At 59.0% G+C, this 25,647-nt stretch carries 27 protein-coding genes and 2 riboswitches; of the genes, 25 read left to right on the top strand and 2 right to left on the bottom strand.

Going from position 1 to position 25,647, the window contains the following annotated elements:
* Positions 1-106 precede the first annotated feature (106 nt).
* From EV586_RS03695 to EV586_RS03635, 15 genes are all read left to right on the top strand, one after another.
* Entirely contained in the window at positions 107-1,135 is a 1,029-nt protein-coding gene (locus EV586_RS03695; RefSeq protein ID WP_132943704.1) for a hypothetical protein, read from the top strand.
* Positions 1,136-1,204: 69 nt separating this feature from the next.
* A complete protein-coding gene (locus EV586_RS03690; protein ID WP_165898210.1) occupies positions 1,205-1,738 on the top strand; it encodes a TlpA family protein disulfide reductase in 534 nt (177 codons plus the stop codon).
* Between the two features lie 93 nt (positions 1,739-1,831).
* The gene (locus EV586_RS03685; protein ID WP_132943702.1) at positions 1,832-3,169 is read left to right on the top strand and encodes an FAD-dependent oxidoreductase; all 1,338 of its coding nucleotides are present in this window, start codon (positions 1,832-1,834) and stop codon (positions 3,167-3,169) included.
* A 136-nt stretch (positions 3,170-3,305) separates the two neighbouring features.
* A complete protein-coding gene (gene spoIIAA / locus EV586_RS03680) occupies positions 3,306-3,653 on the top strand; it encodes an anti-sigma F factor antagonist (RefSeq protein WP_132943701.1) in 348 nt (115 codons plus the stop codon).
* Positions 3,653-4,090 (top strand): anti-sigma F factor, encoded by a 438-nt coding sequence (gene spoIIAB / locus EV586_RS03675; RefSeq protein WP_132943700.1) that lies wholly within the window; start codon positions 3,653-3,655, stop codon positions 4,088-4,090. Before spoIIAA ends, spoIIAB begins: the two co-directional genes overlap by 1 nt.
* 11 nt (positions 4,091-4,101) lie before the next feature.
* A complete protein-coding gene (gene sigF, locus EV586_RS03670; RefSeq protein WP_132943699.1) occupies positions 4,102-4,851 on the top strand; it encodes an RNA polymerase sporulation sigma factor SigF in 750 nt (249 codons plus the stop codon).
* A 55-nt stretch (positions 4,852-4,906) separates the two neighbouring features.
* Positions 4,907-5,053 (top strand): hypothetical protein, encoded by a 147-nt coding sequence (locus EV586_RS20975; RefSeq protein WP_165898209.1) that lies wholly within the window; start codon positions 4,907-4,909, stop codon positions 5,051-5,053.
* Between the two features lie 112 nt (positions 5,054-5,165).
* Positions 5,166-5,624 carry a stage V sporulation protein AC gene (gene spoVAC, locus EV586_RS03665; protein WP_243652912.1) on the top strand — a complete coding sequence of 153 codons (459 nt, stop codon included), beginning with the start codon at positions 5,166-5,168 and terminating at the stop codon, positions 5,622-5,624.
* 25 nt (positions 5,625-5,649) lie between these two features.
* Complete coding sequence (spoVAD, locus tag EV586_RS03660; RefSeq protein ID WP_132943697.1) at positions 5,650-6,669, top strand: stage V sporulation protein AD; 1,020 nt, start codon at positions 5,650-5,652, stop codon at positions 6,667-6,669.
* Positions 6,670-7,032: a stage V sporulation protein AE gene (spoVAE, locus tag EV586_RS03655; protein ID WP_132943696.1), complete on the top strand. Its 363-nt coding sequence runs from the start codon at positions 6,670-6,672 to the stop codon at positions 7,030-7,032.
* Positions 7,033-7,070: 38 nt separating this feature from the next.
* Positions 7,071-7,652, top strand: coding sequence for a stage V sporulation protein SpoVABEA (spoVAEA, locus tag EV586_RS03650; protein ID WP_132943695.1), 582 nt, complete (start codon positions 7,071-7,073; stop codon positions 7,650-7,652).
* Entirely contained in the window at positions 7,636-9,141 is a 1,506-nt protein-coding gene (locus tag EV586_RS03645; protein ID WP_132943694.1) for a spore germination protein, read from the top strand. Before spoVAEA ends, EV586_RS03645 begins: the two co-directional genes overlap by 17 nt.
* A 77-nt stretch (positions 9,142-9,218) precedes the next feature.
* A riboswitch (Lysine riboswitch) is annotated at positions 9,219-9,408 on the top strand.
* 150 nt (positions 9,409-9,558) lie between these two features.
* Entirely contained in the window at positions 9,559-10,896 is a 1,338-nt protein-coding gene (lysA, locus tag EV586_RS03640; protein ID WP_132943693.1) for a diaminopimelate decarboxylase, read from the top strand.
* 77 nt (positions 10,897-10,973) lie between these two features.
* Positions 10,974-11,102: a hypothetical protein gene (locus EV586_RS21555; protein WP_279388259.1), complete on the top strand. Its 129-nt coding sequence runs from the start codon at positions 10,974-10,976 to the stop codon at positions 11,100-11,102.
* A 122-nt stretch (positions 11,103-11,224) separates the two neighbouring features.
* Complete coding sequence (locus EV586_RS03635) at positions 11,225-11,698, top strand: cell wall hydrolase (RefSeq protein WP_243652911.1); 474 nt, start codon at positions 11,225-11,227, stop codon at positions 11,696-11,698.
* A gap of 40 nt (positions 11,699-11,738) precedes the next feature.
* Here the strand turns inward: EV586_RS03635 and EV586_RS03630 are convergent, their stop codons facing one another.
* Complete coding sequence (locus tag EV586_RS03630; protein WP_132943692.1) at positions 11,739-14,030, bottom strand: phospholipase D-like domain-containing protein; 2,292 nt, start codon at positions 14,028-14,030, stop codon at positions 11,739-11,741.
* A gap of 191 nt (positions 14,031-14,221) precedes the next feature.
* On the bottom strand, positions 14,222-15,436 hold the full coding sequence (locus tag EV586_RS03625; RefSeq protein WP_132943691.1) for a D-alanyl-D-alanine carboxypeptidase family protein: 1,215 nt from the start codon (positions 15,434-15,436) through the stop codon (positions 14,222-14,224).
* Between the two features lie 134 nt (positions 15,437-15,570).
* On the opposite strand from EV586_RS03625, the gene EV586_RS03620 reads away from it, so the two are divergent.
* From EV586_RS03620 to EV586_RS03580, 10 genes are all read left to right on the top strand, one after another.
* Positions 15,571-16,941, top strand: coding sequence for a TrkH family potassium uptake protein (locus tag EV586_RS03620; RefSeq protein WP_132943690.1), 1,371 nt, complete (start codon positions 15,571-15,573; stop codon positions 16,939-16,941).
* A 42-nt stretch (positions 16,942-16,983) separates the two neighbouring features.
* Positions 16,984-18,357, top strand: a complete 1,374-nt coding sequence (locus tag EV586_RS03615) for a TrkH family potassium uptake protein (protein ID WP_132943689.1) — start codon at positions 16,984-16,986, stop codon at positions 18,355-18,357.
* A 61-nt stretch (positions 18,358-18,418) separates the two neighbouring features.
* Positions 18,419-18,583: riboswitch (FMN riboswitch) on the top strand.
* A gap of 154 nt (positions 18,584-18,737) precedes the next feature.
* Entirely contained in the window at positions 18,738-19,841 is a 1,104-nt protein-coding gene (gene ribD / locus EV586_RS03610; RefSeq protein WP_481937746.1) for a bifunctional diaminohydroxyphosphoribosylaminopyrimidine deaminase/5-amino-6-(5-phosphoribosylamino)uracil reductase, read from the top strand.
* Positions 19,842-19,844: 3 nt separating this feature from the next.
* Positions 19,845-20,501 carry a riboflavin synthase gene (locus EV586_RS03605; protein WP_132943688.1) on the top strand — a complete coding sequence of 219 codons (657 nt, stop codon included), beginning with the start codon at positions 19,845-19,847 and terminating at the stop codon, positions 20,499-20,501.
* A gap of 15 nt (positions 20,502-20,516) precedes the next feature.
* Complete coding sequence (gene ribB / locus EV586_RS03600) at positions 20,517-21,659, top strand: 3,4-dihydroxy-2-butanone-4-phosphate synthase (protein WP_132943687.1); 1,143 nt, start codon at positions 20,517-20,519, stop codon at positions 21,657-21,659.
* Positions 21,660-21,707: 48 nt separating this feature from the next.
* Complete coding sequence (gene ribH, locus EV586_RS03595) at positions 21,708-22,175, top strand: 6,7-dimethyl-8-ribityllumazine synthase (RefSeq protein WP_132943686.1); 468 nt, start codon at positions 21,708-21,710, stop codon at positions 22,173-22,175.
* A gap of 117 nt (positions 22,176-22,292) precedes the next feature.
* A complete protein-coding gene (locus EV586_RS20970) occupies positions 22,293-22,457 on the top strand; it encodes a hypothetical protein (RefSeq protein ID WP_165898208.1) in 165 nt (54 codons plus the stop codon).
* A 184-nt stretch (positions 22,458-22,641) separates the two neighbouring features.
* Positions 22,642-24,120, top strand: coding sequence for an MDR family MFS transporter (locus EV586_RS03590; protein WP_132943685.1), 1,479 nt, complete (start codon positions 22,642-22,644; stop codon positions 24,118-24,120).
* Between the two features lie 102 nt (positions 24,121-24,222).
* The gene (locus EV586_RS03585; RefSeq protein WP_132943684.1) at positions 24,223-24,867 is read left to right on the top strand and encodes a site-2 protease family protein; all 645 of its coding nucleotides are present in this window, start codon (positions 24,223-24,225) and stop codon (positions 24,865-24,867) included.
* Positions 24,867-25,646: a segregation and condensation protein A gene (locus EV586_RS03580; RefSeq protein WP_132943683.1), complete on the top strand. Its 780-nt coding sequence runs from the start codon at positions 24,867-24,869 to the stop codon at positions 25,644-25,646. Before EV586_RS03585 ends, EV586_RS03580 begins: the two co-directional genes overlap by 1 nt.
* Position 25,647 lies beyond the last annotated feature (1 nt).

Raw genomic sequence — 25,647 nt, 5'->3', positions numbered from 1 at the left:
TACCATCTGCAACCTTAACTGTCCAGTCAAGAGTACCCGATTCACTGCATAAATTGTGAATAGAATGTGTAACGACGAACCGATTGCCCGGAAAGGGGGGCTTCTGGTGAACGAACGTTGGCATCCTATTTCCCACCAGGTATCAACAACGGCCACCACGCGAATCGTCTGCAAGGACCCGGTCAGCGCGGCGATCGGGATCGCCCAGACCGTGTTTCCGGCGCGGCGTCCGAATGCTGTGCTGCTGTCGCGTCCCGATGCTTATCCGCTGGCGCTCGCTGCAGCGCGCCTGTTGCACCGCCCGTTCGATGCGGTGCTGCTCTATACGGAAGGCGAAGAGCTGGAGGAGAGCGTCTCCCGCGAGCTGATCCGTCTGTCACCGCAGGGCAAAGGGCTGCACGGACAGGTGATCGTGCTCGGCGCGATGCATGCCAACATCCTGCACCAGCTCGCGGAGCTCAGCTTTACGTTTACGCATCTGGTCGGGCACGATCTGTGGGACACGGTCGGCAAGATCGCCGCGTTCGAACCGCTGACCGGCGGCGGTCATGCTGTGCTCGTCTCCGCCGATCCGCTGGGCGGCGGCGTGGCGGCCGGAAGCTATGCCGCGGCGACCGGTGCTCCGGTGCTCTTTGCGTCGGAGCGCGGGCTGTCCGACATGGCCGCCCGCTTTTTGCGCAGCCATCCCCGCCAGAAGCTGATCGTCGCCGCCCCCGAATCCTACCTTCCGCCAACGCTTGGCAGCGAGGTGCGCAAGCTGGGCTCGAAGATCGAAGCGTGGGTCGGCGGCCGCGACGGGTACGAGACGGCGGTGGAGCTGGCAAAGCTGCGCAAAGGCAAGGTCAAGTTTGGATTTGGCAAAAAGGAGCCGGGCGGCAGGGCATTGGCCTTGGTGCCGGCAGAACAATGGGCGATTGGAGCGGTGGCGGCCGCTTTGTCCAACCGGGGGCGGGAGATCCCGCTGCTCTTGACCCGTCAGGACCGGCTTCCGCAGGCGGTCGGCGAATTTTTGCTGGAGCTGCAAGGGCGCGCAGACGAGGTCCGGGCGCACGGGTTTGTCGTCGGCAGTTACGAAGTGATCTCGCAGCCCGTGCAACTTTTGCTGCATCAGGCGATCGCGCAGGACTGGATGTAGCAAGGGTGCGTTTTCTTCCTTTTGTTTGGGCATCCTGTTCCAGAGAAGACTGGAAAGGAGCGGATGCAAGTGACGAAAGGATGGAAGCGCGCCTTCTTGCTGTGCGGGGCACTCTTGCTGCTTGTGCTCGTCAATGTCCCGCTGGCGGCCAATGCACAAGAGGCGCAAGGAGCGGTCGGGATCAAAGCCGGGCAGTACGCGCCCGATTTTGAGCTGGTCGATCATCAGGGGAACAAACACAAGCTGAGCGAATTTCGCGGCCAGCCGGTGCTTTTGAACTTCTGGGCGTCATGGTGTACCCCGTGCCGGTTGGAGATGGAAGATCTCGCCGATTCGGCGAAGCATTATCAGGGCAAAGTGCAGTTCTTCGGCGTGAACCTCGCCGATCAGGACTCACCGTCCGTCTCGGCAGCGTTTTTAAAAAAATTCGGCGTCGAGTTCCCGAATGTGCTCGATGAAGAAGGCAAAGTGTCCGACCAATACCATGTGCTGGTCATTCCCACCTCCTTTTTGATCGACAAGGACGGCAAGATCGTGCAGATGGTGCAAGGCCCGCTCTTTAATGAAGAGATTGACAAACTGTTTAAAAAAGTGCTGAATTAGATTTGTTCAAAAAAGCAACGGTCCATCGTTTAAAACAGGCTGCCTGTGGCTACAATGGTAATTCGTAATGCCATGACAGGGAGCGTGACAACGATGGACCGTTTTGTCGTAATCGGCGGAGATGCCGCCGGGATGAGTGCCGCCATGCAGATCAGGCGGGCCCAACCGAAAGCTGGCATCACAATTTTCGAAAAAGGCACAACCTACTCGTACGCCCAATGCGGGCTGCCGTACTACATCGGCGGTTCTATCTCTTCGGCGCAACAGCTGATCGCCCGCACGCGCGAGGCGTTTCAGGAAACATACAACATGAACGCGACAATCCTCCACGAGGCGGTGGCGATCGATCCCAAGCGGCAGAGAGTGACCGTCCGTGACCTCGAGACAGGAATGGAGGCGGAGCACCCCTATGACAAACTGCTCATCGCCACCGGCGGCCGCGCCGTCCTGCCCGACTGGGAAGGCGCTGCTCTCGACGGCGTCTTCTCGCTGAAGACGCTGGCCGACGCCGAGCGCATCATCGCGTACGCCAAGCAAAGCCATGTCAAACAGGCGGTGGTGATCGGCGGCGGCTACATCGGATTGGAAATGGCAGAAGCTTTTCATGCTTTAGGCAAATCGGTGCGCGTCATAAACCGCGGCGACCAGGTTGCCGGACCGTGGGACACCGAGCTGGCCGAGCTGCTCCGCGCCGAGCTGGAGCGGCACGGTGTCGCAGTGAATCTGGGGGAAGAGATCACCGGCTTGTCCGGTACCGGCGGGCGCGTGACCGAGGTGCAGACCCAAAGCGGTTCCTATCCGGCCGACCTCGTGCTGGTCGCCGTCGGCATCGTTCCCAACTCGGAGCTCGCCAAAGAGGCCGGGCTGACCCTGTCGGTGCGCGATGCGATCCAGGTGAACCCGAAGCTGGAGACAAGCCATGCCAATATATGGGCGGCCGGTGACGTTGCGACCCAGTTTCACCGTGTGAAAAACCGCGATGACTACATTCCGCTCGGCACGCATGCCAACAAGATGGGCCGCATCGCGGGCAAGCAGATGGCGGGCGGCACAGAGGAATACCGCGGTGTGCTCGGCACGTCGATCTTGAAGGTGTTCGACCTGACCGCCTCCCGCACCGGGCTGTCAGAAGCGGAAGCGGTCGCCGAACAGATTCCGCACAAGACGGTAACGCTGAAGACGTTGCAGCATGCCGGCTATTATCCGGATGCGATGCCGCTTCACATCAGATTGGTCGTGCGCGCGGAGGACGGCAGGCTGCTTGGCGGACAGGCTGTGGGGCGCCAAGGGGCGGACAAGCGCATCGACGTGATCGCCACGGCGCTGTGGAACGGGATGACAGCCGAGCAGCTGCTCGACCTCGATCTGGCCTACGCGCCGCCGCACAATGGGGTCTGGGACCCGGTGCAGCAGGCGGCAAGACGGCTGTAAATGTACGCTGCACATGCGAATTTTGGCGGCTTTTCGGGATTGAACAGACGTTTTGTCGAGGGGCAGGAATCCTTTTCTTCACAGTAGAAATAGGGGGACAAGACAGCAATTTTTTCCTCAAGGAGGCAGGACGACAATGTTGCAAATCTCCACAGACGTTCGCGGCGATACGCTGATTGTGAGGCTCTCGGGTGAACTTGACCATCATACAGCGGAAATGGTGCGCAGCCGGGTGGAAGCGGAATTGGACCGCGGCCTGACCGAGCACCTCGTGTTGAATTTAGAAGACTTGAGCTTTATGGACTCTTCCGGCCTCGGGGTCATTCTCGGCCGTTATAAGCGCGTGACGCAGGCGGGCGGGCGCATGGCGCTCTGCTCGGTGAACGACCAGCTGAAAAAGCTGTTCGAGCTCTCCGGAATGCTGAAGATCTTGCGGATCTATTCGAGCGAATCGCAGGCGCTTGCTGAGACGGGGGTGGCGTAATGGACAATTTCATGGAGCTGAAATTCGCCTCGCGCTCGCAAAATGAATCGTTTGCCCGCGTTTCGGTCGCCGCGTTTATCTCGCAGCTCGACCCGACGCTTGAGGAATTGACGGAGATCAAGACGGTCGTCTCGGAAGCGGTGACCAACGCGATCATCCACGGCTACGAAGAACAGGACGGGACGGTGCTGATCACCTGCGCCATCGTCGATGGCACGATCGAGCTGGTGATCGAAGACAACGGCCGCGGTATCGAAGACGTGGAAGAAGCGCGCCAGCCGCTGTTCACCTCCAAGCCGGAACTGGAGCGCTCCGGCATGGGCTTTACGATTATGGAGAACTTCATGGATGCGATCGAAGTGACGAGCAGACCCGGAGTGGGCACCCGGGTACGGCTGGTCAAACGTCTAAAAAGCCACTCTGTCGCGAACCACTAGGGGGATGCAGGATGGCAATTGAGAAAACTGCCCCGCATCAGAAATATACGGACGAGCAGGTCAAAGGACTGATCGCGTCCTCCCAAGCCGGCGATGACAGTGCCCGCGAGTCGCTGATCGTCTCCAACCAGCGGCTGGTCTGGTCGGTTGTCCAGCGCTTTCTCAACCGCGGCTACGAAGCGGACGATCTCTTCCAGATCGGCTGCATCGGGCTGATGAAAGCGATCGACAAGTTCGATCTCTCCTACGATGTGCGCTTTTCCACTTATGCGGTGCCGATGATCATCGGCGAGATCCAGCGCTTCCTGCGCGACGACTCGACGGTGAAAGTCTCCCGCTCGCTGAAGGAGACTGCAAGGCAGGTGCGCCGCACCCGCGACGAGCTGGCCAAAAAGCTGGGCCGGCAGCCGCACATCAACGAAGTCGCGCAGGCGATGGGCATGGAGCCGACCGAAGTGGTGTTTGCGCTGGAGTCGATGCGTCAGCCGGCGTCGATCCATGAGACCGTCTTCGAAAATGATGGCGATCCGATCTACTTGATGGATCAGATCTCCGACGAGACGCAAAACAAATGGTTCGACAAACTGGCGCTGCACGATGCGCTGGCCCGGTTGCCCGAACGGGAGCGTTTGATCGTCTTCATGAGGTTCTTCCGGGACAAAACGCAGGCGGAAGTCGCCGAAGTGCTCGGCATCTCGCAGGTGCAGGTCTCGCGCCTGGAGAAAAAGATTTTACAGATAATTCGTGACCAGCTCGGTTAAGTTCTGCCATTCTGCTCCATACTACTTCAAGTATCGTACAGCGAGGTGATGGTGGATGGAGGAGAGAGGTACAACGACAAAGCGCCGCGTGGTCTGGGTGGCCGTCCTGCTGGCTCTTCTCGCCGTCAGCGCGGGAGGATATGTCTGGTGGGAACAAACAGCCGTCAAATACGACCGGATCACGAACGCCAAACGAGTGTGAACAAGCAGGCACCTTTTCCAAAAGGTGCCTGCTTTTTTCTTTCATAGCCCAGCCTGTGCCTTGGAAAGATAGGATTACGAAAGGTGTGCTAATGACAAGGGAGGCATGCGCCATGAAGCAGGGACCCAAGGCGAAGTCAGATTATAAACAGCTGACCCAAAAGCATGTGCCGAAACGGCCTGTGTTCGCCAATACCATCCGGGCGTTTCTCGTCGGCGGAACGATCTGTCTGCTCGGTCAGTTTGTGCAGAAGTTTTTTATAGCCTATTTTGATTTTGATCAAAAGACGGCGGGCAATCCGACCGTGGCGGTGATGGTGTTTATCGCCGTGTTGCTGACCGGGCTTGGCGTGTACGACCGCATTGGGCAGTGGGCCGGTGCCGGTTCGGCCGTGCCGGTCACCGGTTTCGCCAATGCGATGGCAGCGGCGGCGATCGAGCACAAGAGCGAAGGGCTGGTGCTCGGCGTCGGCGGTCAGATGTTTAAAGTCGCCGGGCCGGTCATCGTGTTCGGGACGGTGGCAGCTTTTGTCATCGCGCTGATCAAACAAATTTTCACGATGGTGATGTAGGACATGTCTTGGAGGTGTTTAGACGATGGGGCTGATCGGGAAGCAGACATGGGAGTTCAAGTCGCAGCCGGTGCTGGTGGCCAGCGGTGCGGTCGTCGGCCCGAAAGAAGGAGCAGGGCCGCTCGGCCAAGAGTTTGATACGGTGCATCCTGACAATTACATCGGGCAGGACTCCTGGGAAAAAGCGGAGCGCCGCCTGTTTGAAGAAGCTTGCCTGACCGCGCTGCAAAAAGCGAACCTGCAGGCGCAGCAGATCGACGTGCTGTACGGCGGTGACCTGCTCAATCAGATCGTCACCGCTAACTTTGGCGCGCGCACGCTGGGCACGCCGTTTCTCGGGCTGTTCGGCGCCTGCTCAACATCGATGGAATCGCTGGCGCTGGCGGCGATGACGGTGGATGCCGGATTTGCCACACATGCGCTGGCGGCCACTTCGTCGCACAACTCGACGGCCGAGCGCCAGTTCCGCTACCCGACCGAATACGGCGGGCAGAAGCCGCCGACCGCGCAATGCACGGTGACCGGGTCGGGAGCGGCGATCGTCGGGAAGAGCGGCAACGGACCGCGCATCACGCATGCGACGATTGGCAAGGTGGTGGATCTTGGCGTGAAGTCACCGTTTGAGATGGGGCCGGCGATGGCGCCCGCCGCTGTCGATACGATCGCGCGGCATTTTAAAGATACTGGGCGCACGCCGGACGAGTACGACCTGATCATCACCGGGGACTTGGCACGGGTCGGGCACAAGATTGCCGAAGAGCTGTTCGAGAGAGAAGAGGGCTTATTTCTCGGCGACCGGTTCAAAGACTGCGGCATCCTGATCTTCGACCCGGATCAGTCCGAAGTGTTCTCCGGAGGTTCCGGCTGCGCCTGCTGCGCAGTCGTCACGTACGGCCACCTGCTCAAGCGGATGGAGCGCGGGGAACTGAACCGCATCCTGGTCTGTGCGACCGGAGCGCTGCTCTCCCCGCTGTCCACCCAGCAAGGGGAGTCGATCCCTTGCGTGGCGCACGCGGTGGTCATCGAAAGGGGCGAGTGGGTCTAGATGGACATCGATATCACGTTTTTATGGGCGTTTGTCGTAGGCGGTCTGATCTGTGTGATCGGCCAGTTGATGATGGATTTGACCAACATGACACCGGCACATGTGATGACGTCCTTGGTGGTGTTCGGGGCGATCCTCGACGGGCTCGGCTTGTATGAGCCATTGATCAAATTCGCAGGGGCCGGCGCAACGATTCCGATCACGTCATTTGGCAACGCGCTGGTGCACGGGGCGATGGCCGAAGCGCACCGCAGCGGCATGGTTGGCATCATCACCGGGATCTTCGAAGTGACCTCGGCCGGCATTTCCGCCGCGATCGTGTTTTCCTTCTTGGCGGCGCTGCTGTTCCGGCCGAAGGGCTGATACCGTACTGACAATCTGACCGAAGGGGTGACGGATCGATGGGGAAGCGCAAAGTCATTTTGATCACAGATGGAGATCAGGTCGCAAGAAAAGCGGTCGAAAAAGTGGCGGCTGAAGTGGGGTGCCGCGTCATCTCCCGTTCATCCGGCAACCCGAGCCCGCTGAGCGGTCAGCAGTTGGTTCGGCTGATCGAACATGCCAAACACGATCCGGTGCTGGTGATGTTCGATGACAACGGCAACGGCGATTACGGCTATGGCGAGCGGGCTCTCGAATACGTCTCCAACCACCCGAACATCGAAGTGCTGGGGGCGATCGCCGTTGCTTCCAATACGCCGATGGTCGATGGAGTGTCTGTCGATTTCTCAATCGACCAGAACTGCCGGATGATCGAAGACGCGGTCGACAAAGACGGCCTGGCTGCGCACAGCGGTGACATGGTGATCTACGGTGATACGGTCGATGTGCTCTCCGACTGCGACGTGCCGATGATCGTCGGTGTCGGCGACATCGGCAAGATGCAGGGCCGCGATCACTTTGCAAAAGGCGCGCCGATCACCAAAGCTGCGATCCTAGAAATTCTGAAACGGAGTGGATATGACCATGCCGCGGATCATTGAGAAAACCGATATCCCGCCGTCCGACCAGGATTTGCAGTTGGACAAACGGCTGGACAGCAACCTGAAGTTTTTTGACAAGGTGCTCGGCATCGGGGAGAGCTATGACATGATCAAGCGCCAGATGTCGTTTGCCGGGCACGATCTTTGCCTGCTCTATATCAACGGATTTATCAAAGACGGGATCATCGACGACGTGCTGCGGTTGCTGGCACAGTTGAAGCGCGAGCAGTTGGCGGGCGACACGATCGAAAAGCTGGCCGGGACGTATCTGGCGCACACGCAGGTCGAGAAACAGAACAAAACCAATGAGATCATCACGGCGATCTTGTCCGGCCAGACGGTGATCCTCGTCGACGGGTTCGATCAGGCCCTGGTGATCGATGCGCGCAGCTATCCGGCGCGCACGCCGGCCGAGCCGGAGCTGGAGCGGGTCGTGCGCGGCTCGCGTGACGGATTTGTGGAAACGCTGGTGCAAAACACCGTGCTGACACGGCGGAGAATCCGTGACCCGAGGCTTCGCATGGAGACGATGAAGATCGGCAAACGCTCGAAGACGGACGTCTGTGTCGCCTATCTGCAGGACGTTGCGGATGACACGCTGGTCGACGAGATCAAAGCCCGCTTGGAGAAGATCGATGTCGACGGCTTGCCGATGGCCGAAAAGTCGGTCGAGGAGTGGCTGACCAAGCGCAACAACTGGAACCCGTACCCGATTGTGCGCTATACGGAACGCCCGGACGTCGCGGCGATGCACCTGTTGGAAGGGCATGTGCTGATCTACGTGGACACTTCGCCAAGCGTCATGATCACGCCGACGACGATCTTCCACCATGTGCAGCACGCTGAAGAGTTTCGCGAGAACCCGGCGGTGGGCGCCTATGTGCGCTGGGTGCGGTTTTTGGGGATTCTGGCTTCCTTGTTCCTGATCCCGCTCTGGGTCTTGTTCACGCTGGTCCACCGCGAATGGCTGCCTGTGCCCTTGGATTTCCTCGGACCGGATGAAGTGGGGGCGATCCCGATCATCCTGCAGTTTTTGCTCGCCGACATCGGGATCGACATGATGCGGATGGCGGCGATCCACACGCCGTCCCCATTGGCCACCGCGATGGGCTTGATCGCGGCGGTGCTGATCGGCGACATCGCCGTCAAAGTCGGGCTGTTTTCGCCGGAGTCGATCCTGTATCTGGCGGTGGCGGCGATCGGGATGTTTGCGACGCCAAGCTACGAGCTGTCGATGGCCAACCGGCTGTCGCGGATGTTTTTCATCCTCGCGGTGGCGTTTTTGGACTGGTACGGGCTGGTCGCGGCGGTCGCCTTGTGGTTCATCCTGCTCGCCCGCACCAAGTCGGTCACCCGTCCGTACCTCTGGCCGCTGCTGCCGCTCAACTTGAAAGCGCTGTGGGAGATCATCGTCCGCACGCCGATGCAATACAAGAACCAGCGCCCGGCGATCGTGCGGCCGAAAGACAAAGATAGGCAGCCGAACTAGGGACAACAATCCTTGTCAGCACCGAACAATCCTGCTATAATCGAATATAATTAAATACGACGACACCTCATTCTTACGAGTGGGGTAGAGGCGCGGGTAAGATGAGTACCACTTCTGAAGTGATGGCACACTGATGATGAATGTGGGAAAGGCTGACCGCCGAAGCAGAGTGCCTGCCATCGGGTTCCCTGCTGGGTCGACATTGAACAAGTGTCGGACTGTCACCTTAGAGCCATTGTGTTCTGCAGGTGATGCGCTACTTCATGAGTTGAGGGGATCAGAGCTGGTTTTGGATGATTCTGTTCGATTTCGATAAATCCAAAAACGGTCGGCGCACTCCCTTTGACGCCGGCCGTTTTTTTGTTGTCTGGCTGGAAAAAAACGGGTTTGAGAGGTTGGAGAGGAGCTAAACACAAGATGTATTTGCACGGGACGAGTCGCATCAATGAGCAAGGGCATTTGGAGATTGGCGGCGTGGACAGCACGGAACTGGTAAAGACGTACGGCACGCCGCTGTACGTTTACGACGAGGCGATGATGCGCGAGACGATTCGCGCCTACAAGCGGGCGTTTGAACAATCGGGCCTGCGCTTCGAAGTGGCCTATGCGTCGAAAGCGTTCTGCACGCTGGCGATGTGCCGCATCATCGACGAAGAAGGGCTGGCTCTCGATGTCGTGTCGAGCGGTGAACTCTACACGGCGCTCCAAGCCGGCTTCCCGGCGGAGCGCATCCATTTCCACGGCAACAACAAGGGCCCGGATGAGATCGAACTGGCCCTGAACGCCGGCATCGGCGAATTTGTGGTCGACAACTTCCACGAATTAAAACTGCTCGGCGCGTTGGCCAGCGAAAAAGGCGTCATCGCCGACATCCTGCTCCGCTTGGCGCCGGGAGTGGAGGCTCATACGCATGAATACATCTCGACCGGCCAGGAAGATTCGAAATTCGGCTTCGACATGAAAGGGGACATGGCGAAGCGCGCTGTGCAAGCGGCGCTGGACACGCCGGGCGTCCGGCTGATAGGCCTGCATTCACACATCGGGTCACAGATTTTTGAAACGGACGGGTTCACGGCAGCGGTCGACATCGTCTCGGCGTTCTTCGGCGAGTGTGTCCGCAGTCTCGGCGCGAACGATCTGCACAAGCTGAATGTCGGCGGCGGTTTTGGCATCCGTTACACGGAAGAAGACACGCCGCTGGCGGCAGAAGCGTATATCGCCGCGATCACGAAGGCGGTGACCGCCGCGTTCGACCGCTTGGAGCTTTCGTACCCGGAGATCGTCATCGAACCGGGCCGCTCGATCGTTGGCGCTGCCGGCACCACGCTCTACACGATCGGTTCGACGAAAGACATTCCGGGCGTGCGCAAGTACGTCTCCGTCAACGGCGGGATGGCCGACAACCCGCGCCCGGCGCTCTACCAGGCCGTGTATGAAGCGATGCTCGCCAACCGCGCGAACGACGCGGCCGAAGAGCTCGTCTCCATCGCGGGAAAGGCCTGCGAGTCGGGCGACATGCTGATCTGGGATGTGCAGTTGCCGCCGGTCAAAGCGGATGACATCCTCGCCGTGTCCTGCACCGGCGCGTACGGTTACTCGATGGCGAGCAATTACAACCGCATCGCCCGCCCGGCCGTGGTGTTCGTGCAAAATGGGCAGGCCGATCTCGTCGTCCAGCGTGAGAGCCACGACGACCTGATCGCGCAAGATAGGATCCCGGCGCGGCTTGGCACCGGCGTTTTGACGAACAAGTAAGCGCCACAGGACAGGTCAAGCGCGGAAGGCAAGTCCCCTTTCTTTGGCATAGCATAGAGAAGAAAGGAGGGGTTTGCATGGCTTTACTGTTCTCTTTTCTGCCGCGTATCGTTCAGTTCTTTGGAATTTTCCAAAGCGTGATCGGCTTTGTGCAGCCGATCTGGCCTGTCATCTCGACCTTCTTTAACCGTCGCGCCGCTGCATAAGCGGCTCCGGCGGCTTTTTTGTCGAGAGCTGGAAGAAAATCTTATTTTCATGGAAATAAGGGTGACCGATTGGCAGGCAGGTCAATATCCTGATCGTATCTGAGACGATAGAGGGTGAAGAGATGCCGATGCGCAGAGTGAAAGCGAACAGCGCGCACCTCCGCTTGTTAGCGCAGTTGATGCAGGCAGAAGCCCGTGGGGAAGGACGGCGCGGGCAAGAGTTGGTCGGGAGCGTGTTGGTCAATCGGATTGTGGCAGACTGCAGGCCTGACTTTCACAACATTCGCACCATCCCGATCGCGGTCTACGGGAAGTTTGGACCGCAGCGCTCACCGTTCGAACCGGTGCAGAACGGGGAGATCTACAAGATGCGCCCGACGGCGCAAGACCTGCGCCGCGCCCGGGAGTTGACCAACGGCCGCATCGACCAGCTGGCCCGCCGCTCCTTGTGGTTCTACAACCCGTCGCCTGGCAGGCGCTACCGGGCGGCCTGCACGGCGAAAATGCCGCGGTCGCCGAAAACCCAGTATCAATTTGCCTTCAAAAACCACTGTTTCTATACCGGGGTCCCCGGCTATTGTCCCGAGTTCCTGTAAACAGAAAAGAGCATCCCACATGGGATGCTCTTTTTGCTAGTTATTGCTTCGGGTTCGGTGTGGTGACGATCCAGTCGCTCGGCGAGTTCGTGTCGAGCGTCGGGGACTTGCGGGACAGCACTTGGCCGTCATTGGTGTACAGGGACCAGTTGGTCACATAGTTGTACCAGGCGACATTGTCGACGGTGGTGCCTGCGCTGTTTTTCAAGAGCAGGTTGTCGCCGGTGTTGGTCAAGGTCAGTGTCATGCCGGTCACGTCGAGGCCAAAGCCTTTGTAGGCGGAGAATCCGGCGCTGTCTTTGCCGACCATCAGGAAGGAATGAGCCGGGATTACCGTGCCGGACGGCAAGGTGAAATTGCCCGATTTGTTGGACAGCTTATAGCCGGTCAGGTCATACGAGACGTTGTTCGGGTTGTACAGCTCGACATACTCGCGGGTCGCGTCATAGCCGCCCGTTTGGTACATCACTTCGTTGATCTGGATGTTCGCCGTCCCTTTTGCCGTCTCCGGGTCCCAGGACTGCGCGCCGCCCGTCCAGTCATGCCAGAACAGGGACTCGTAGTACGCGGCCACTTCGGTGTTTTCGACGATCACACCAGCTTCGCGGTTGTTCGACGGCGAGTTGTCCGACCAGTTGATCGAGGAGATCAGCGACTTGCTGCTGTCGGCGATCATCCCTTTGTTGTGAATCTTTTCGATGCCGACCGCCGGAAGGTTGATCAGCTTGGCCTGCATGTCGAGGTGTTCCGCTGCGGCGATCGAGTTGATGTACTGCACGGTGTACTGGTTGTCGCGCGGGTCGCTCGCATCGAGGAACGCCGAGTCGAGCAGGACGCGGACTTTGACGCCGCGGCGGCCGGCCGCGATCACTTCTTCCAGATAGACATCAGGCGTCGTCTCCACGCTGCCGGTGCTGGTCGTACCCCAGTGTTTGTGGATGTAGAGCTGCTCGACGAGCAAGGTGTTCTGCGCCTGGCGCGCCAGCCCGATGATCGAGTTCTGCTGCAGGTAAGTGCTGTCCGGCGCAAAGATCGGCGTCACGCGAAACTCGCCGTTGATCGCTTTGTTCTTGAAGCCGCCGGCATAGCGTCCCGTCGGCGGGGTGCTGGTGTCCGGCAGGAAACCGCTCGCCGGCGCACCGTATTTCGCGTGGCTGGCCGTGTACGGGAAAGAGTCTTTGGACAGAACGTTCCAGTCGCTGTTGAAGACGCCGGTGAAGAACTGCGCGGTCTGCGTGTCGTTGACGATGATGCCCCAGCCGCGGTTGCCGTAGTTTTGGTTGTACGGCACGCCGGTCGACTTCCAGTTCTCCGACTGGGTGAAGATGCTTTTGCTGTCGACGATCGCATATTTGGCATGGTCGAAACGGTAGCGCTTGTAGATGCCGTTCGCCGTATCGGAGATGATGTAGCGCACTTCGCCGCCGGCGTTTACGATCTGCTGGGAGACATATTTGCTGTCGTTGAGCAGGCCGCCGACCGGCTGTCCTTCGAGGAAGACACGGACTTTCACGCCGCGCGCCAAGGCGTTTTTGATCACGTCGAGCAGTTGCACCGACTGAAATTCATAAACGTTCAGGTCGATGCTCGTCGTCGCCGAGTTGAGCAGGGCGGAGAGCGTCGCAAAGCTGTTATCGGGCGACGAGTAAGGCTGGATCGTGCCGGCGTAGGAGTAGGTCGGAGCGCCAAAGCGCGATTGTCCCGCCTGGTATACGCGCAGGTGTGCCCAGTCGGCCGCCGTGTTCGTGTCCGGGTATTGGCCGGACATCTCGTCTTTCTCCCGCACAAACATCGTGCCTTCCGAGACGTTCGGTACGGTTGCGCCCGTCCAGCCGGTCGTCGCGGACCCGGTGCCATAAGCCATGGTGTCGACGTTTGCGGCGCTCGCGTTGTAGAGATAGACTGCACCGCCGGCATTGGCCAGGCTCGGCACGGAGCCGGTGACGGTCATCTGCGGAACGGCGTTGTCGGAGTTGCTGCCGTATTCGAAGTCCGCTTGGAAGAGCATTTCGCTTTTAAAGGTAGTCGCCGTTTTCGTCACATACATCGTCTGGCCAGCCGAAAGCGTCGTGCCGGCCGGGAAGACCAGCTTGTTCGAGCCAACTTGCAGATACCAGCCGCCGATCGCGATCGCCGCTGCGGTCGGGTTGGTGACCGCGATGTACTCTTCCGGCTCATAGGAGACGTTGGTATCGGCATAGACTTCCGTGATCAACGGATAGGTCACCGCAGCTGCGTTGGTGTGCCCTGCCGGAAGCATTCCGGCGATCAGGCCGGCCGACAGCAGGGCGCTGAGCAGAACGGAGCTGAGTTTCTTGGTTTTTGGCGTCATGTTACACCATCCTTATCGAGAATAGGAGTAAAAATAAGTACAGATGAAAATACGAACATTCTGATTCAATTGTATATGATTATTCGTAAAAACTCAATGTGAGAACTGTAGAATTTTGTCGAATATTGCGGAAAATGATGGGAGATAGAGGGAATAAAAAAACACCCGAACCGAGAGCGCCGGTCGGGTGTTTACAGCGAACGCGAAGATCTTTTCAGTTTGCCGATTCGTTTCGGGACATACAGCAGCACGGCGATCAGGGTGCTGAGCAGCAGGAACTTGTCTTCTGTCACCAGCGCCGCTTCTGTGGGCGGCAAGGCGGCCACATCGCTGGCGGACAGCAGGTCGGCCGTCGCGATCTTCTGTCCCGCTTCAAAATAGTCGACCGTGCCGACCACCGCGCCTTTGGCAAAGGGAGCCGGAGGGACGCTGATCTGCGGCACCGCTTCGAATGCCGCCGAGCTTTCCCGGGGCAGGGTGCGGTAGATGTCGCGCGCCAGCAGCGCTTGGACGGTCGTGCCGTTCATGTCGAACGACTGCAGCAGGTCGCCTTTGGCTGCCACTTGTTTGGTCACGAACTGGTCGAAGCCATAATCGAGCAGACGCGTTGCCTCTTCGCGGATCTTGGGGCGGTTCTCCACGCCCATCAGCACGGCGATCAGCTCGCGCTCCCCGCGCTTGGCGGAGACGGTGATCGTCTGCTGGGCCTGATCGGTGAAGCCGGTCTTGATGCCGGTGGCGCCTTCGTACTCGAACAGCATCTGGTTTAAGTTCACCAGAAGGCTCTCCCAGACTTGGCCTTTCCAGGGCAGGGTCTCGGTTGCGACGATCTTGCGAAACGTTTCGTTGTTCATTGCGTAAGAAGAGATGAGTGCCATATCGCGTGCGGTGGTGTAATGATCATCGTCGTGCAAACCGCTGGGCGTCACAAAATGAGAGTTGGTCGCCCCGATTTCTGTTGCTTTGTCGTTCATCATCGCGGCAAATTGCTCCACAGAACCGCCGATGTGTTCTGCGATCGCCACGGCAGCGTCATTGCCGGAGTTCAGCATCAGGCCGTAGAGCAGATTGCCGAGCGTCTGCTCTTCATCATACTCGAGGTAGATGCGATTGCCTTCCTGTTCGCGAGCCAGCTTCGATGTTTTCACCTTGGCGTTCAAGTCGCCTTTTTCCAGCGCGAGGATGGCGGTGAGGACTTTCGTAATCGAAGCGGGATACAACCGGAGGTCCGGATGCTGCTCAAACAGGAACTGGCCGGACTGCCGATCATACAGCACGGCGCCTTGGGCGGTCAAGCCGGTCGGCTTCTTTTCTTCATGAGCAGCCCCAACTTGGGAAATACTAGAGAAGGAGAGCAGGCAAAGCATGATGCAGCAAGCGGTTATCATTTGCCGAAGTTTTCGCATAATTTTCACCCACCCACCATTGTAGTATACAGACTCAAGTTTATGCAAAGTTAGTAATTTACAAATGTTCGCTTGCAGAAGCGCAGACGTTCCTGTTATATTCAAATCTATTGCGAAAATACTGAGGGGATCTCATGCCGAAAAAAAATGCGTGGCAGCAAAAAGGCTGGCAGAAGATGTTGACGCCTGCAAGAATTCTGGTCATCGGGTTCGCGGTGTTCGCATTTGTCGGCGCTCTGCTGCTGATGATGCCGGCCGCTTCGGAAAGCGGGCAGGGCCTGCCGTTTGTAGATGCGCTGTTTATGGCGACATCGGCGATCTGTGTGACCGGGCTCGTCGTCGTTGATACGGGTAGTTATTTTTCTTTATTTGGTGAAATAGTACTTTTGACGCTGGTGCAGATCGGGGGCTTGGGCTTCATGACCGTCGCGACGTTCGTGACGATCTGGACCGGCAAAAAGATCGGGTTGAAGGAACGGCTGCTCCTGCAACAGTCGCTCAACGTCACGACGCTGGAGGGACTGATCCGATTGTCCCGCAACGTGGTGTTGATGACGCTGATCATCGAGTTTGTGTTTGCGGTGATTCTCGCTTCGCGCTTTGCGACGCACATGCCGATGAGCAAGGCACTCTATTATGGAGTCTTCCATTCGATCGCCGCTTTTTGCAATGCAGGTTTTGACTTATTTGGCGATTACAAGAGCCTCGCCGATTATGCCGGCGATCCGCTGATCAACGTCTCGGTGATGACTTTGGTCACCGTCGGCGGCTTGGGACTGGCCGTGATGGCCGACCTGTGGCGCAAGCTGGTCAACCGTCGCGAACGGCTGATGCTGCACACCAAGCTGGTGCTGATCGCGACCGCCGTGCTGCTCGTGCTCGGCACGCTCGGCTATTATGCGCTGGAACATGACAATCATGGGACGCTGGCCCACAAGCCGGAAAGCGAGAAGCTGCTCGCCGCGAGTTTTGCTTCGGTCACCGCCCGTTCTTCCGGCTTTGCCACCGTCAATTATGAGGAGATGTCGCAGAGCGGGCAGTTCTGGACGATCATGCTGATGTTTATCGGCGCTTCGCCAGGCTCTGCGGGCGGCGGGATTCGAACGACGACAGCGCTGGTCATCCTGCTGTTCGTCTGGACGGTGGTGACGAACAAGGAGCAGACGGTGATCTTCAACAGGACGATCGCGCCGCGGGTGATCTACAAATCCTTGACGATCGCCGTGATGTCATCGGTGCTGGTCGTGCTGACCACGATGACCTTGTCGCTGACCGAAGATCAAGATTTCATGCACGTGCTGTTTGAAGCGGTGTCGGCCGTATCGACCGTCGGTCTCTCGATGAACATGACGCCGGAGCTGTCCCCGGCGGGCAAGGTCGTCGTGCTGACCGCCATGTACATCGGGCGTCTCGGCCCGCTGACGCTGGCGCTGGCGCTGGCAGCCCGTCATCAGGGGAAGCCGGCCAATCTGCGCTATCCGGAAGGCAATGTCTATGTAGGGTAAGCAGACTGAGCAGTACAGTCCCACAGGGATGAGGGGTCACGGATGAAAAAGAAACCGAATTTAGTAAAGATCAATCGCTGGCAGAAGTTCTGGACGCCGGCCCGCATTTTGGTGATCGGCTTTGCGTCGTTGATCCTGCTCGGCGGGATCTTGCTCTCGCTGCCGATCGCCTCGGAAAACGGGCAAGGGCTGCCCTTTCATGACGCGCTGTTCACGGCGACTTCGGCGGTGTGCGTGACCGGGCTGATCGTCGTCGATACAGGCACCTATTTTTCGACGTTTGGGGAATTGGTGATCATCTCGCTGATTCAGGTCGGGGGCTTGGGCTTCATGACGGTGGCGACGTTTGTGCTGATGTTTACCGGTCGGCGGATCGGGCTGAAAGAGCGGCTTTTGATCCAGGAGTCGCTGAACGTTTCCTCGATGGATGGACTGATCCGGCTGACGCGCAATGTCGTGCTGTTCACGCTGGCGATCGAAGCGTTTTTCGCAGTGATCCTGACGATCCGCTTCGCACAGGACTTCCCGCTCGGGCGGGCGATCTACTACGGGGCGTTTCATGCGGTTTCAGCGTTTTGCAACGCAGGATTTGATCTGTTTGGGGATTTCAAGAGCCTCGCCGATTATGTTGGCGACCCGGCTGTGAACCTTTCGATCATGTCGCTGATCATCCTTGGAGGCTTGGGCTTTACGGTCATGGTCGATCTGGGGCGCAAAGCGGTGGCGCGCAAACATCGCCTGTCGGTACATACCAAGCTGGTGCTGATCATGTCGTTCGCCTTGCTGGTGATCGGCACGCTCGGGTACTACCAGTTGGAGCACAACAACCCCGACACGCTCGCAGAGTTGCCTGCTGAGGACCAGTGGCTGGCCTCGGCGTTCGCATCGACAACCGCGCGGACGGCCGGCTATGCGTCGATCAATTATGAGACGATGTCGGAAAGCGGCCAGTTCTGGACGGTGCTCCTGATGTTCATCGGAGCGAGTCCGGGTTCGACGGGCGGCGGGGTGAAGACGGTGACGACGCTGGTGATCCTGCTGTTCGTCTGGACGGTGGTCACGAACAAAGAGCACACCGTCGTCTACCGGCGCACCGTGTCGCCGCGCACGATCTACAAATCGCTGACGATCGCCGTGATCTCGGCGATGACGATTATCTTGGCGACGATGATTCTGGTGCTCACCGACGGCAAAGAGTTCCTGCGCCTGCTCTTTGAGACGACGTCCGCCTTTGCGACGGTCGGGCTGTCCACCAACTTGACGCCGGTGCTGTCCGACTCGGGGCAGTTCGTGATCATGATCATGATGTTTATCGGACGCCTTGGGCCGCTGACGATTGCGCTGGCGCTGGCCGCCCGCGCGAACAAACAAAAAGGCGATGTGAAATATCCGGACGGCAATCTCTACGTCGGATGATTGTTCCAGTTTTCACTTTACACCGGAAAAGAGGAAAGCTATACTGGGTCTTACAATGATATAGTTCCTTCAGGGTGAGGTGAGACGGCCCCGTGCCGTCAATTCCTAATCGGCGGTGATGAGCTCCTGTATCAAGTCAGAGGAGCGCTAAGTCCGCGAGCCTTCACAGGCAGGAACTGGTGCGAATCCAGTACCGACGGTATAGTCCGGATGGGAGAAGGAATGAGTGAACGGATGGCAGGGTGCACAGCAGCCCCTTTTTTGAGGGTGCTCTTTGATGTGCACAAGATGCCTGTCATCTGTATGCGCGCGAAACATGCCCTGAAGTCAATTGTGACTTCAGGGCTTTTTTCTGCGCAGTGAACAGGAGGTGGATTCGTGTGAATGACCAGCATTATATGCAAACGGCGTTGCAACTGGCTGCGATGGCCACAGGCAAGACCAACCCGAATCCCCTGGTAGGAGCTGTCATTGTGAAGGAAGGCCGCATCATAGGTTTTGGCGCACATCTGCGTGCCGGACAGCCGCACGCCGAGGTCCATGCGTTTCGCATGGCGGGCGAAGCGGCAGAAGGCGCGACGCTGTATGTGACGCTTGAGCCCTGCAGCCATCATGGGCGCACCCCGCCGTGCGCGGATCTGGTGATCCGTTCGAACGTGCAGCGGGTGGTCGTGGCGATGCTCGACCCCAATCCCCTGGTGGCCGGACGCGGTGTAACGCGCATACGGGAAGCAGGCATCGAAGTGGAAGTCGGCGTCTTGGAAGCTGAGGCGCAGAAGCTGAACGAGCGGTTTGTGCACAACATGCGGGCCAAGCGGCCGTTTGTGATGGTGAAGACCGCGATGACCTTGGACGGCAAGATCGCCGCGCACACGGGAGACAGTCGCTGGGTGACCGGCAGCGAGTCGCGGGAGTTGGTGCACCGGCTGCGCGACCATGCTGACGGCATCCTTGTCGGCATTGGCACGGTGCTCGCCGATGATCCGGAGCTGACGACCCGCCTGCCGGAAGGCGGCGGGGAACATCCTGTGCGCATCGTGCTCGACCGGACGCTGCGCACGCCGGAGACAGCGAGGCTCACCGACACGGCCGAGGCGAAGACATGGATTTTGACCGGCCCGGACGTCGACGAGTCGAAAGCGGAGCGGCTGCGCGCGCGCGGCGTCGAGGTGATCCCGATGCCGGTCGCAGCGGACGGGCTCGATCTGGCCAAGGTGCTGGACGGGCTGTATGAGCGCGGCATCACCGACCTGCTCGTCGAAGGCGGGGCGGCTGTGAACGGCGCGTTTTTGCAAGCCGGGCTGATCGACAAGGTGATCTCGTTCATCGCCCCGAAGCTGATTGGCGGCGCTGCACCGTCTCCGTACGGCGGGACCGGTTTTGACAAGATGGCAGAAGCTGTGGAACTGACAGCTTTGACCGTGGAGCGGTTCGGAGATGACCTCTGTCTGATCGGCTATCCGAAACGCACGGAGGTGGTGTAAGGCATGTTTACCGGGTTAATCGAAGAGGTCGGTACCGTTCAGGAGATTCGAACGTCCGGCAAAGCGATTCATTTGAAGTTGCGGGCGGCGTCGATTTTGGAAGATGTCGCCTTGGGAGATTCGATCGCCGTCAACGGCATCTGTTTGACGGTGACGCATTTTGACGGCGGTTCGTTTACGGTCGATGTGGTGCCGGAGACGATGCGCCGCACGACGCTGCATGAACTGGCGGTCGGCTCGCCGGTCAACTTGGAGCGGGCGATGGCGATGGGCAAGCGCTTCGGCGGCCATATCGTGTCCGGCCACGTCGACGGCATCGGGAGGATCGCGGAGATCGTCGAGGAAGACATCGCTAAGGTCGTCCGCTTCCATGCGCCGCCCGAGGTGCTGCGCTATTTAGTGGAAAAAGGCTCCATCACCATCGACGGCGTGTCGCTGACGGTGATGGACGTGGCGAGCGATTCGTTCCGGGTGTCGGTGATCCCGCACACCTGGCAGGTGACGGTGTTGCGCCACCGCCGCGTCGGGTCGGTCGTCAACCTGGAGTGTGACATCATCGGCAAGTATGTCGAGCGGCTCTTGCTGCCATATGCACCAGGGGAAGCAAAAGGCAAGTCGAACCTCACGCTCGACTACCTGCGGGAAAACGGGTTTGCGTAAAAGGGGGCGGAGCAGATGTTTCATGGTATCGAAGCAGCAGTCGAAGATCTGAAACAAGGCAAGGTCGTCATCGTCGTCGATGATGAGGATCGCGAGAACGAAGGGGATTTTATCGCGCTCGCCGACAAGACGACGGCCGACACGATCAATTTTATGATCACGCACGGACGCGGGCTGGTCTGCGTGCCGATCACCGAACAGCGGGCGGAACAGCTCAACCTGCGCCCGATGGTTTCACACAACACCGACCAGCACGGCACCGCGTTTACCATCTCCGTCGACGCCAAGCGGGGCACGACGACCGGGATCTCCGCCTTCGAGCGCGCCGTGACTATCGAGCGCCTGATCGAAGACGGCACGACCGGTGAGGATTTTAAAAAGCCGGGTCACATCTTCCCGCTCGTCGCCAAGGACGGCGGCGTGCTGCGCCGCGCCGGGCACACGGAAGCGGCGATCGACCTCGCCCTGCTGGCCGGCTCCTATCCGGCCGGGGTGATCTGCGAGATCCTCAACGCTGACGGCACGATGGCGCGCGTTCCCGACCTGATCAAGATCGCCGAAGAGCATGACATCAAGATGATCACCATCGCCGATCTGATCGCTTACCGCAAAGACCGCGAAAAGCTGGTCGAGCGCGCGGCGGAGATGGAGCTGCCGACCGAATACGGCACGTTCAAGCTCGCTGTGTACAAAAACACGCTGGACGGCACGCAGCATGCGGCGCTGATCAAAGGCGAGATCGACCCGGCCAAGCCGACTCTGGTGCGCGTGCGCAACGAGTGTACGCTCGGAGACATCTTCGGCTCGCACAAATGCAACTGCGGCATCCAACTGCACGCCGCCTTGCGCGAAATCGAAGAAAACGGCAGTGGGGTGCTCCTGCACCTGCGCCAGGCGATGGACGGTGCGAACTCCCTGCTGGAAAAGGTGCAAGCGTATAGCGCGGAGAGCGACCGGACGACGCGGGAAAAAGGGCAGACCGTTGACTATGGCATCGGCGCGCAGATCCTGCGCGATCTCGGCGTGACGCAGATGCGCCTGCTGTCGAACAACCCGCGCAAATTTGTCGGGCTGGAAGGCTATGGCTTGACGATCGCCGAAACGGTTCCGCTGCAAGTTCGCGACGCAGATCGCCGCCAAGCGAATCTGCCGCTGTAAGTTCTTTTGGAAAAGCTAACTACTTGTTGAGTGAGAGGAGTTTTGAGCATGGCAAAATTTATCGAAGGCAATCTGATTGGCACCGGCTTAAAGATGGGGGTCGTCGTCGGTCGATTTAACGAGTTTATCGGCAGCAAACTGCTCGGCGGCGCACTGGACGCATACAAGCGCCACGGCCTCGAAGAAGACGATGTGGAAGTGGCATGGGTGCCGGGCGCGTTTGAGATCCCGCTGGTCGCACAAAAGATGGCGCAGTCCGGCCGCTATGATGCGGTGATCACGCTCGGCGCGGTCATTCGCGGCTCCACCCCGCACTTCGACTATGTCTGCAACGAAGCGGCGAAAGGCGTCTCCAAAGTGGCGCTGGAAACCGGCGTGCCGACCATTTTCGGCGTACTGACTGTCGACACGATCGAGCAGGCGATCGAGCGCGCCGGCACGAAAGCGGGCAACAAAGGCTGGGAAGCGGCCGTCACCGCGATCGAGATGGCGAACCTGACCAAACAATTCAAGTAAGAGCTTGCAAAGCGGTGTGCCGATTGGCACACCGCTCATTTTTTTTGCTTGAATTTTCTCTTACAAGAGTTTACAGTAAAAGAAAGTGTTGAGAATTAGCAAGGGGGTAACAGATACATGAGTACGATTGATTCCAACAATAAGCTGAAATTGGACGAAGTCACACCGCCGTTTCCGGTGCCGGAGACGGGCAACGCCGGCGGAGGGATCAGCACCGACGAAATCACGCCGCCGTTCCCGGGCAGCCCGAAGCAAGACGGTGAGCCGGACAACGTAAAATAGGCGCGGAACCAAGTCAAACAGAGACGCTTCTCGCCCGCAACTGCGGAGGGAAGCGTCTCTGTTTTGCGGTGGGTATTTTTGTGGAAAGGATTGCACACGTTAGCATACATCCTCTACAATAGAGGATGGACGAATTCGTACATAAATAAACATTTAGGATCTCGTGATAAAGGGGCGTGTACCTGTGGCGAAAACGAATCGCACCGCCGTTGTTGTGGCGGTGATGATGGCAAACTTTTTGGCTGCCATCGACGTATCGATCGTCGGCACCGCCATGCCGACGATCATCGGAGAGCTGGGCGGACTGCCTTTGATGTCGTGGGTGTTCTCCGCCTTTTTGCTCGCTTCGACGGTGACGGTGCCGATCTACGGCAAACTGTCCGACTTGTACGGGCGCAAGATCATCTTTATGCTCGGCTCCATCGTGCTGATCCTCGGGTCGGTGCTGTGCGGCTTGGCCGACACGATGGTGGAGTTGATCGTCTTCCGCACGATTCAGGGCCTTGGTGCCGGCGGGATCATGGCGGTGGCGCAGACGATTCTCGGCGACATCTTCTCGGCGGAAGAGCGCGGGAAGATCCAAGGCTGGTTCAGCGGCGTCTGGGGCGTGTCGGCGGTGGTCGGCCCGCTGCTTGGCGGCTTGATGGTCAGCTACTTGGACTGGCCGTGGGTGTTTTACATCAACGTGCCGATCGCCTTGCTGACCATCTTCATCCTCGGCTTTGCTTTGCAGGAAGACATCGAGCGCAAAAAGCATAAAATCGACTATCTCGGCTCGATCACCTTGACCGTTTCAATGACCGCACTGCTGTTTGCGCTGCTCACCGGCGGCAACCAATACGCGTGGTTGTCGCCGCAGATTCTCGGGCTGTTCGGCGTGGCGGCGGTGGTGTTCGTCTGGTTCCTGTTCAACGAGCGCAAAGCGTCGGAGCCGATGCTGCCACTCGACCTGTTCCGCTCGCCGCTGGTGGCGGTGGCGTCGATCGCCAACTTTCTGCTCGGGGCGGTGCTGATGGGCATCACTTCGTACATGCCGTCCTATGCGCAAGGGGTGCTCGGCGGCACCGCGACAGAGGCCGGGCTGCTCTTGACCCCGATCTCGATCGGCTGGCCGATCGCATCGATCATCGGCGGCCCGCGCATGGTCAAATGGGGCTACCGGCGCACCGCGCTGATCGGCGCGACGCTGGTCGGCATCTCGTCGGTCTTGCTGATCTTCGTCTCGCCGGAGATCTCCTACTGGTACGCGATGGGCGTGCTGTTCGTGCTCGGCATGGGCATGGGGCTGACGACGCTGGCGTTCCTCGTCTCTGTGCAGTCGGCGGTGACGTGGAACCGCCGCGGCATCGCGACCGCCTCCTTGCAGTTCATCCGCTCGCTGGGCTCTTCGGTCGGCGTGGCGGTGATGGGCGCTGTGATGAACGCGCGCATCCTCGACCTGCTGCGGGGCGATCCGGACATCCAGGCGCCGCTGGAAGCGACGAACAACTTGCTCGACCCGGAAAAGCGGACGCTGCTGGAGCCTTCCATCATGGAGCGGCTGTCCGATGCGTTCGCCAGCGGCCTGCACTACGCGTTTCTGCTGGTCACCGTCTTCGGTATCGGGGCGCTGATCGTCACTTTGTATTACCCGCGCGACAAGATGAAGGCAGGACAATCGTAACATTCTGTTAAAAGGGCGCCTGCAGGCACGACAGCAGGTGCTCTTTTGCGTCCTTTTATGATATGATAGGCTAGAACTTTTTTCGGTCGAAGGAGGGCCCCTATGCTGTTTAGCGGATTCAATATGGATGACCTGCTGTTTCGGGTCATCGCCTTTTTGATCGCGATCACGGTTCATGAGCTCGGGCACGCGTACGTGGCGTATCGTCTGGGCGACCCCACGCCAAAGCGTGAAGGGCGCATCACCTTAAACCCGATCGCCCATATGGACCTGCTCGGGACGCTGATGATCCTGTTCGGTCCCTTTGGCTGGGCCAAACCGGTCTCGTTTAACCCGTATAATTTCCGCGGCAACAAGCGCGCCGGCAAGATTTTGACCACGGTCGCCGGTCCGGTCGCCAACTTTATCACCGCGATCGTCTTTTGCTTCCTGCTGGTGTTTTTCTTCAACCTCGGCATCGAAGATGAAGTCTGGAGCAGCTTTGTGCTGCGCCTGGTCGAAGCGGTCGTTTCGCTCAACCTGATCCTCGGCCTGTTTAACCTCGTGCCGATTCCGCCGCTTGACGGCTACTGGATCGTGCGCGACCTCCTGCCGCAGCGCCTGGCGCACAAGCTGCACCCGGTGGAAAAATACGGCCCGTTCGTGCTGCTGCTCGCCGTGTTTTTCGGCATCACTTCGGTGGTCATCTTGCCGGTCTACTACTGGCTTGGCGATCTCCTGCTCGGGATGGTTGAGGCCCTGCTGTAATGGAACAGGCGCAAAAAGAGATTCTGAAGCTGAAGCTGGAGTTGTTTGAAGGTCCGCTCGATCTGCTCTTGCATCTGATCGACAAGGCGGAAGTGGAGATCACCGACATCCCGATCTCACAGATCACCGACCAGTATCTCTCCTACCTGCAGACGATGCAGGAGCTGAATCTGGAGATTGCCTCCGAGTTCCTCGTCATGGCCTCGCAGCTGTTGGCGATGAAGTCGGGGCTGCTCTTGCCGCGACCGATCGAGCTCGACATACCTTTGATCGAATATGACGAAGAGATGATCGATCCACGGCAGGCGCTGATGGAACGGCTGATCGAGTACAAGAAATACAAGCAGCTCGCTTCCGATCTCAAAGACCGCGAAGAGCTGCGCAACTCCGTCTTCACCCGCCGTCCGGAGAACCTCAAGCAGTACGTTCCGGAAGCAGACCCCAATCCGGTCGAAGGTGTCACGTTGTTCGACCTGCTCGACGCCTTTCGCAAAGCGCTGCAAAAAGCGCAGCCGGATGAGTATGTGGCCGACATCCATCGCGATGAGATATCGATCGAAGGGCGAATGGCGGAGATCCTCGGCCTGCTGGCGTTCAACAACGGCCGGATTGAATTTTCCGCCCTGCTCGGCGGGTACCGCAAGCGGTCAGAGCTGATCGTCTCCTTCCTCGCACTGCTCGAACTGATGAAGGAGAAAAAGGTGCGCTGTCTGCAGAGCGGCTTGTTTGATGAGATCATCATCGAAGCGAACAGCAGCGAATCGCACAACATTCTGTAAC

It is taken from the genome of Tumebacillus sp. BK434, assembly GCF_004340785.1.
In the GTDB taxonomy this organism is placed as follows: Bacteria; Bacillota; Bacilli; order Tumebacillales; family Tumebacillaceae; genus Tumebacillus_A.
Note: the sequence above shows the minus strand (reverse complement) of the source record. Positions and strands in the feature narration are given on the sequence as shown.

What these genes read in the sequence shown, in the direction of transcription:
- EV586_RS03685 (WP_132943702.1), top strand. Translation starts at nt 1,832, where the DNA reads ATGGACCGTTTTGTCGTAATCGGCGGAGATGCCGCCGGGATGAGTGCC.
- spoIIAA (WP_132943701.1), top strand. Translation starts at nt 3,306, where the DNA reads ATGTTGCAAATCTCCACAGACGTTCGCGGCGATACGCTGATTGTGAGG.
- spoIIAB (WP_132943700.1), top strand. Translation starts at nt 3,653, where the DNA reads ATGGACAATTTCATGGAGCTGAAATTCGCCTCGCGCTCGCAAAATGAA.
- sigF (WP_132943699.1), top strand. Translation starts at nt 4,102, where the DNA reads ATGGCAATTGAGAAAACTGCCCCGCATCAGAAATATACGGACGAGCAG.
- EV586_RS20975 (WP_165898209.1), top strand. Translation starts at nt 4,907, where the DNA reads ATGGAGGAGAGAGGTACAACGACAAAGCGCCGCGTGGTCTGGGTGGCC.
- spoVAC (WP_243652912.1), top strand. Translation starts at nt 5,166, where the DNA reads ATGAAGCAGGGACCCAAGGCGAAGTCAGATTATAAACAGCTGACCCAA.
- spoVAD (WP_132943697.1), top strand. Translation starts at nt 5,650, where the DNA reads ATGGGGCTGATCGGGAAGCAGACATGGGAGTTCAAGTCGCAGCCGGTG.
- spoVAE (WP_132943696.1), top strand. Translation starts at nt 6,670, where the DNA reads ATGGACATCGATATCACGTTTTTATGGGCGTTTGTCGTAGGCGGTCTG.
- spoVAEA (WP_132943695.1), top strand. Translation starts at nt 7,071, where the DNA reads ATGGGGAAGCGCAAAGTCATTTTGATCACAGATGGAGATCAGGTCGCA.
- EV586_RS03645 (WP_132943694.1), top strand. Translation starts at nt 7,636, where the DNA reads ATGCCGCGGATCATTGAGAAAACCGATATCCCGCCGTCCGACCAGGAT.
- lysA (WP_132943693.1), top strand. Translation starts at nt 9,559, where the DNA reads ATGTATTTGCACGGGACGAGTCGCATCAATGAGCAAGGGCATTTGGAG.
- EV586_RS21555 (WP_279388259.1), top strand. Translation starts at nt 10,974, where the DNA reads ATGGCTTTACTGTTCTCTTTTCTGCCGCGTATCGTTCAGTTCTTTGGA.
- EV586_RS03635 (WP_243652911.1), top strand. Translation starts at nt 11,225, where the DNA reads ATGCCGATGCGCAGAGTGAAAGCGAACAGCGCGCACCTCCGCTTGTTA.
- EV586_RS03630 (WP_132943692.1), bottom strand. Translation starts at nt 14,030, where the DNA reads ATGACGCCAAAAACCAAGAAACTCAGCTCCGTTCTGCTCAGCGCCCTG.
- EV586_RS03625 (WP_132943691.1), bottom strand. Translation starts at nt 15,436, where the DNA reads ATGCGAAAACTTCGGCAAATGATAACCGCTTGCTGCATCATGCTTTGC.
- EV586_RS03620 (WP_132943690.1), top strand. Translation starts at nt 15,571, where the DNA reads ATGCCGAAAAAAAATGCGTGGCAGCAAAAAGGCTGGCAGAAGATGTTG.
- EV586_RS03615 (WP_132943689.1), top strand. Translation starts at nt 16,984, where the DNA reads ATGAAAAAGAAACCGAATTTAGTAAAGATCAATCGCTGGCAGAAGTTC.
- EV586_RS03605 (WP_132943688.1), top strand. Translation starts at nt 19,845, where the DNA reads ATGTTTACCGGGTTAATCGAAGAGGTCGGTACCGTTCAGGAGATTCGA.
- ribB (WP_132943687.1), top strand. Translation starts at nt 20,517, where the DNA reads ATGTTTCATGGTATCGAAGCAGCAGTCGAAGATCTGAAACAAGGCAAG.
- ribH (WP_132943686.1), top strand. Translation starts at nt 21,708, where the DNA reads ATGGCAAAATTTATCGAAGGCAATCTGATTGGCACCGGCTTAAAGATG.
- EV586_RS20970 (WP_165898208.1), top strand. Translation starts at nt 22,293, where the DNA reads ATGAGTACGATTGATTCCAACAATAAGCTGAAATTGGACGAAGTCACA.
- EV586_RS03585 (WP_132943684.1), top strand. Translation starts at nt 24,223, where the DNA reads ATGCTGTTTAGCGGATTCAATATGGATGACCTGCTGTTTCGGGTCATC.
- EV586_RS03580 (WP_132943683.1), top strand. Translation starts at nt 24,867, where the DNA reads ATGGAACAGGCGCAAAAAGAGATTCTGAAGCTGAAGCTGGAGTTGTTT.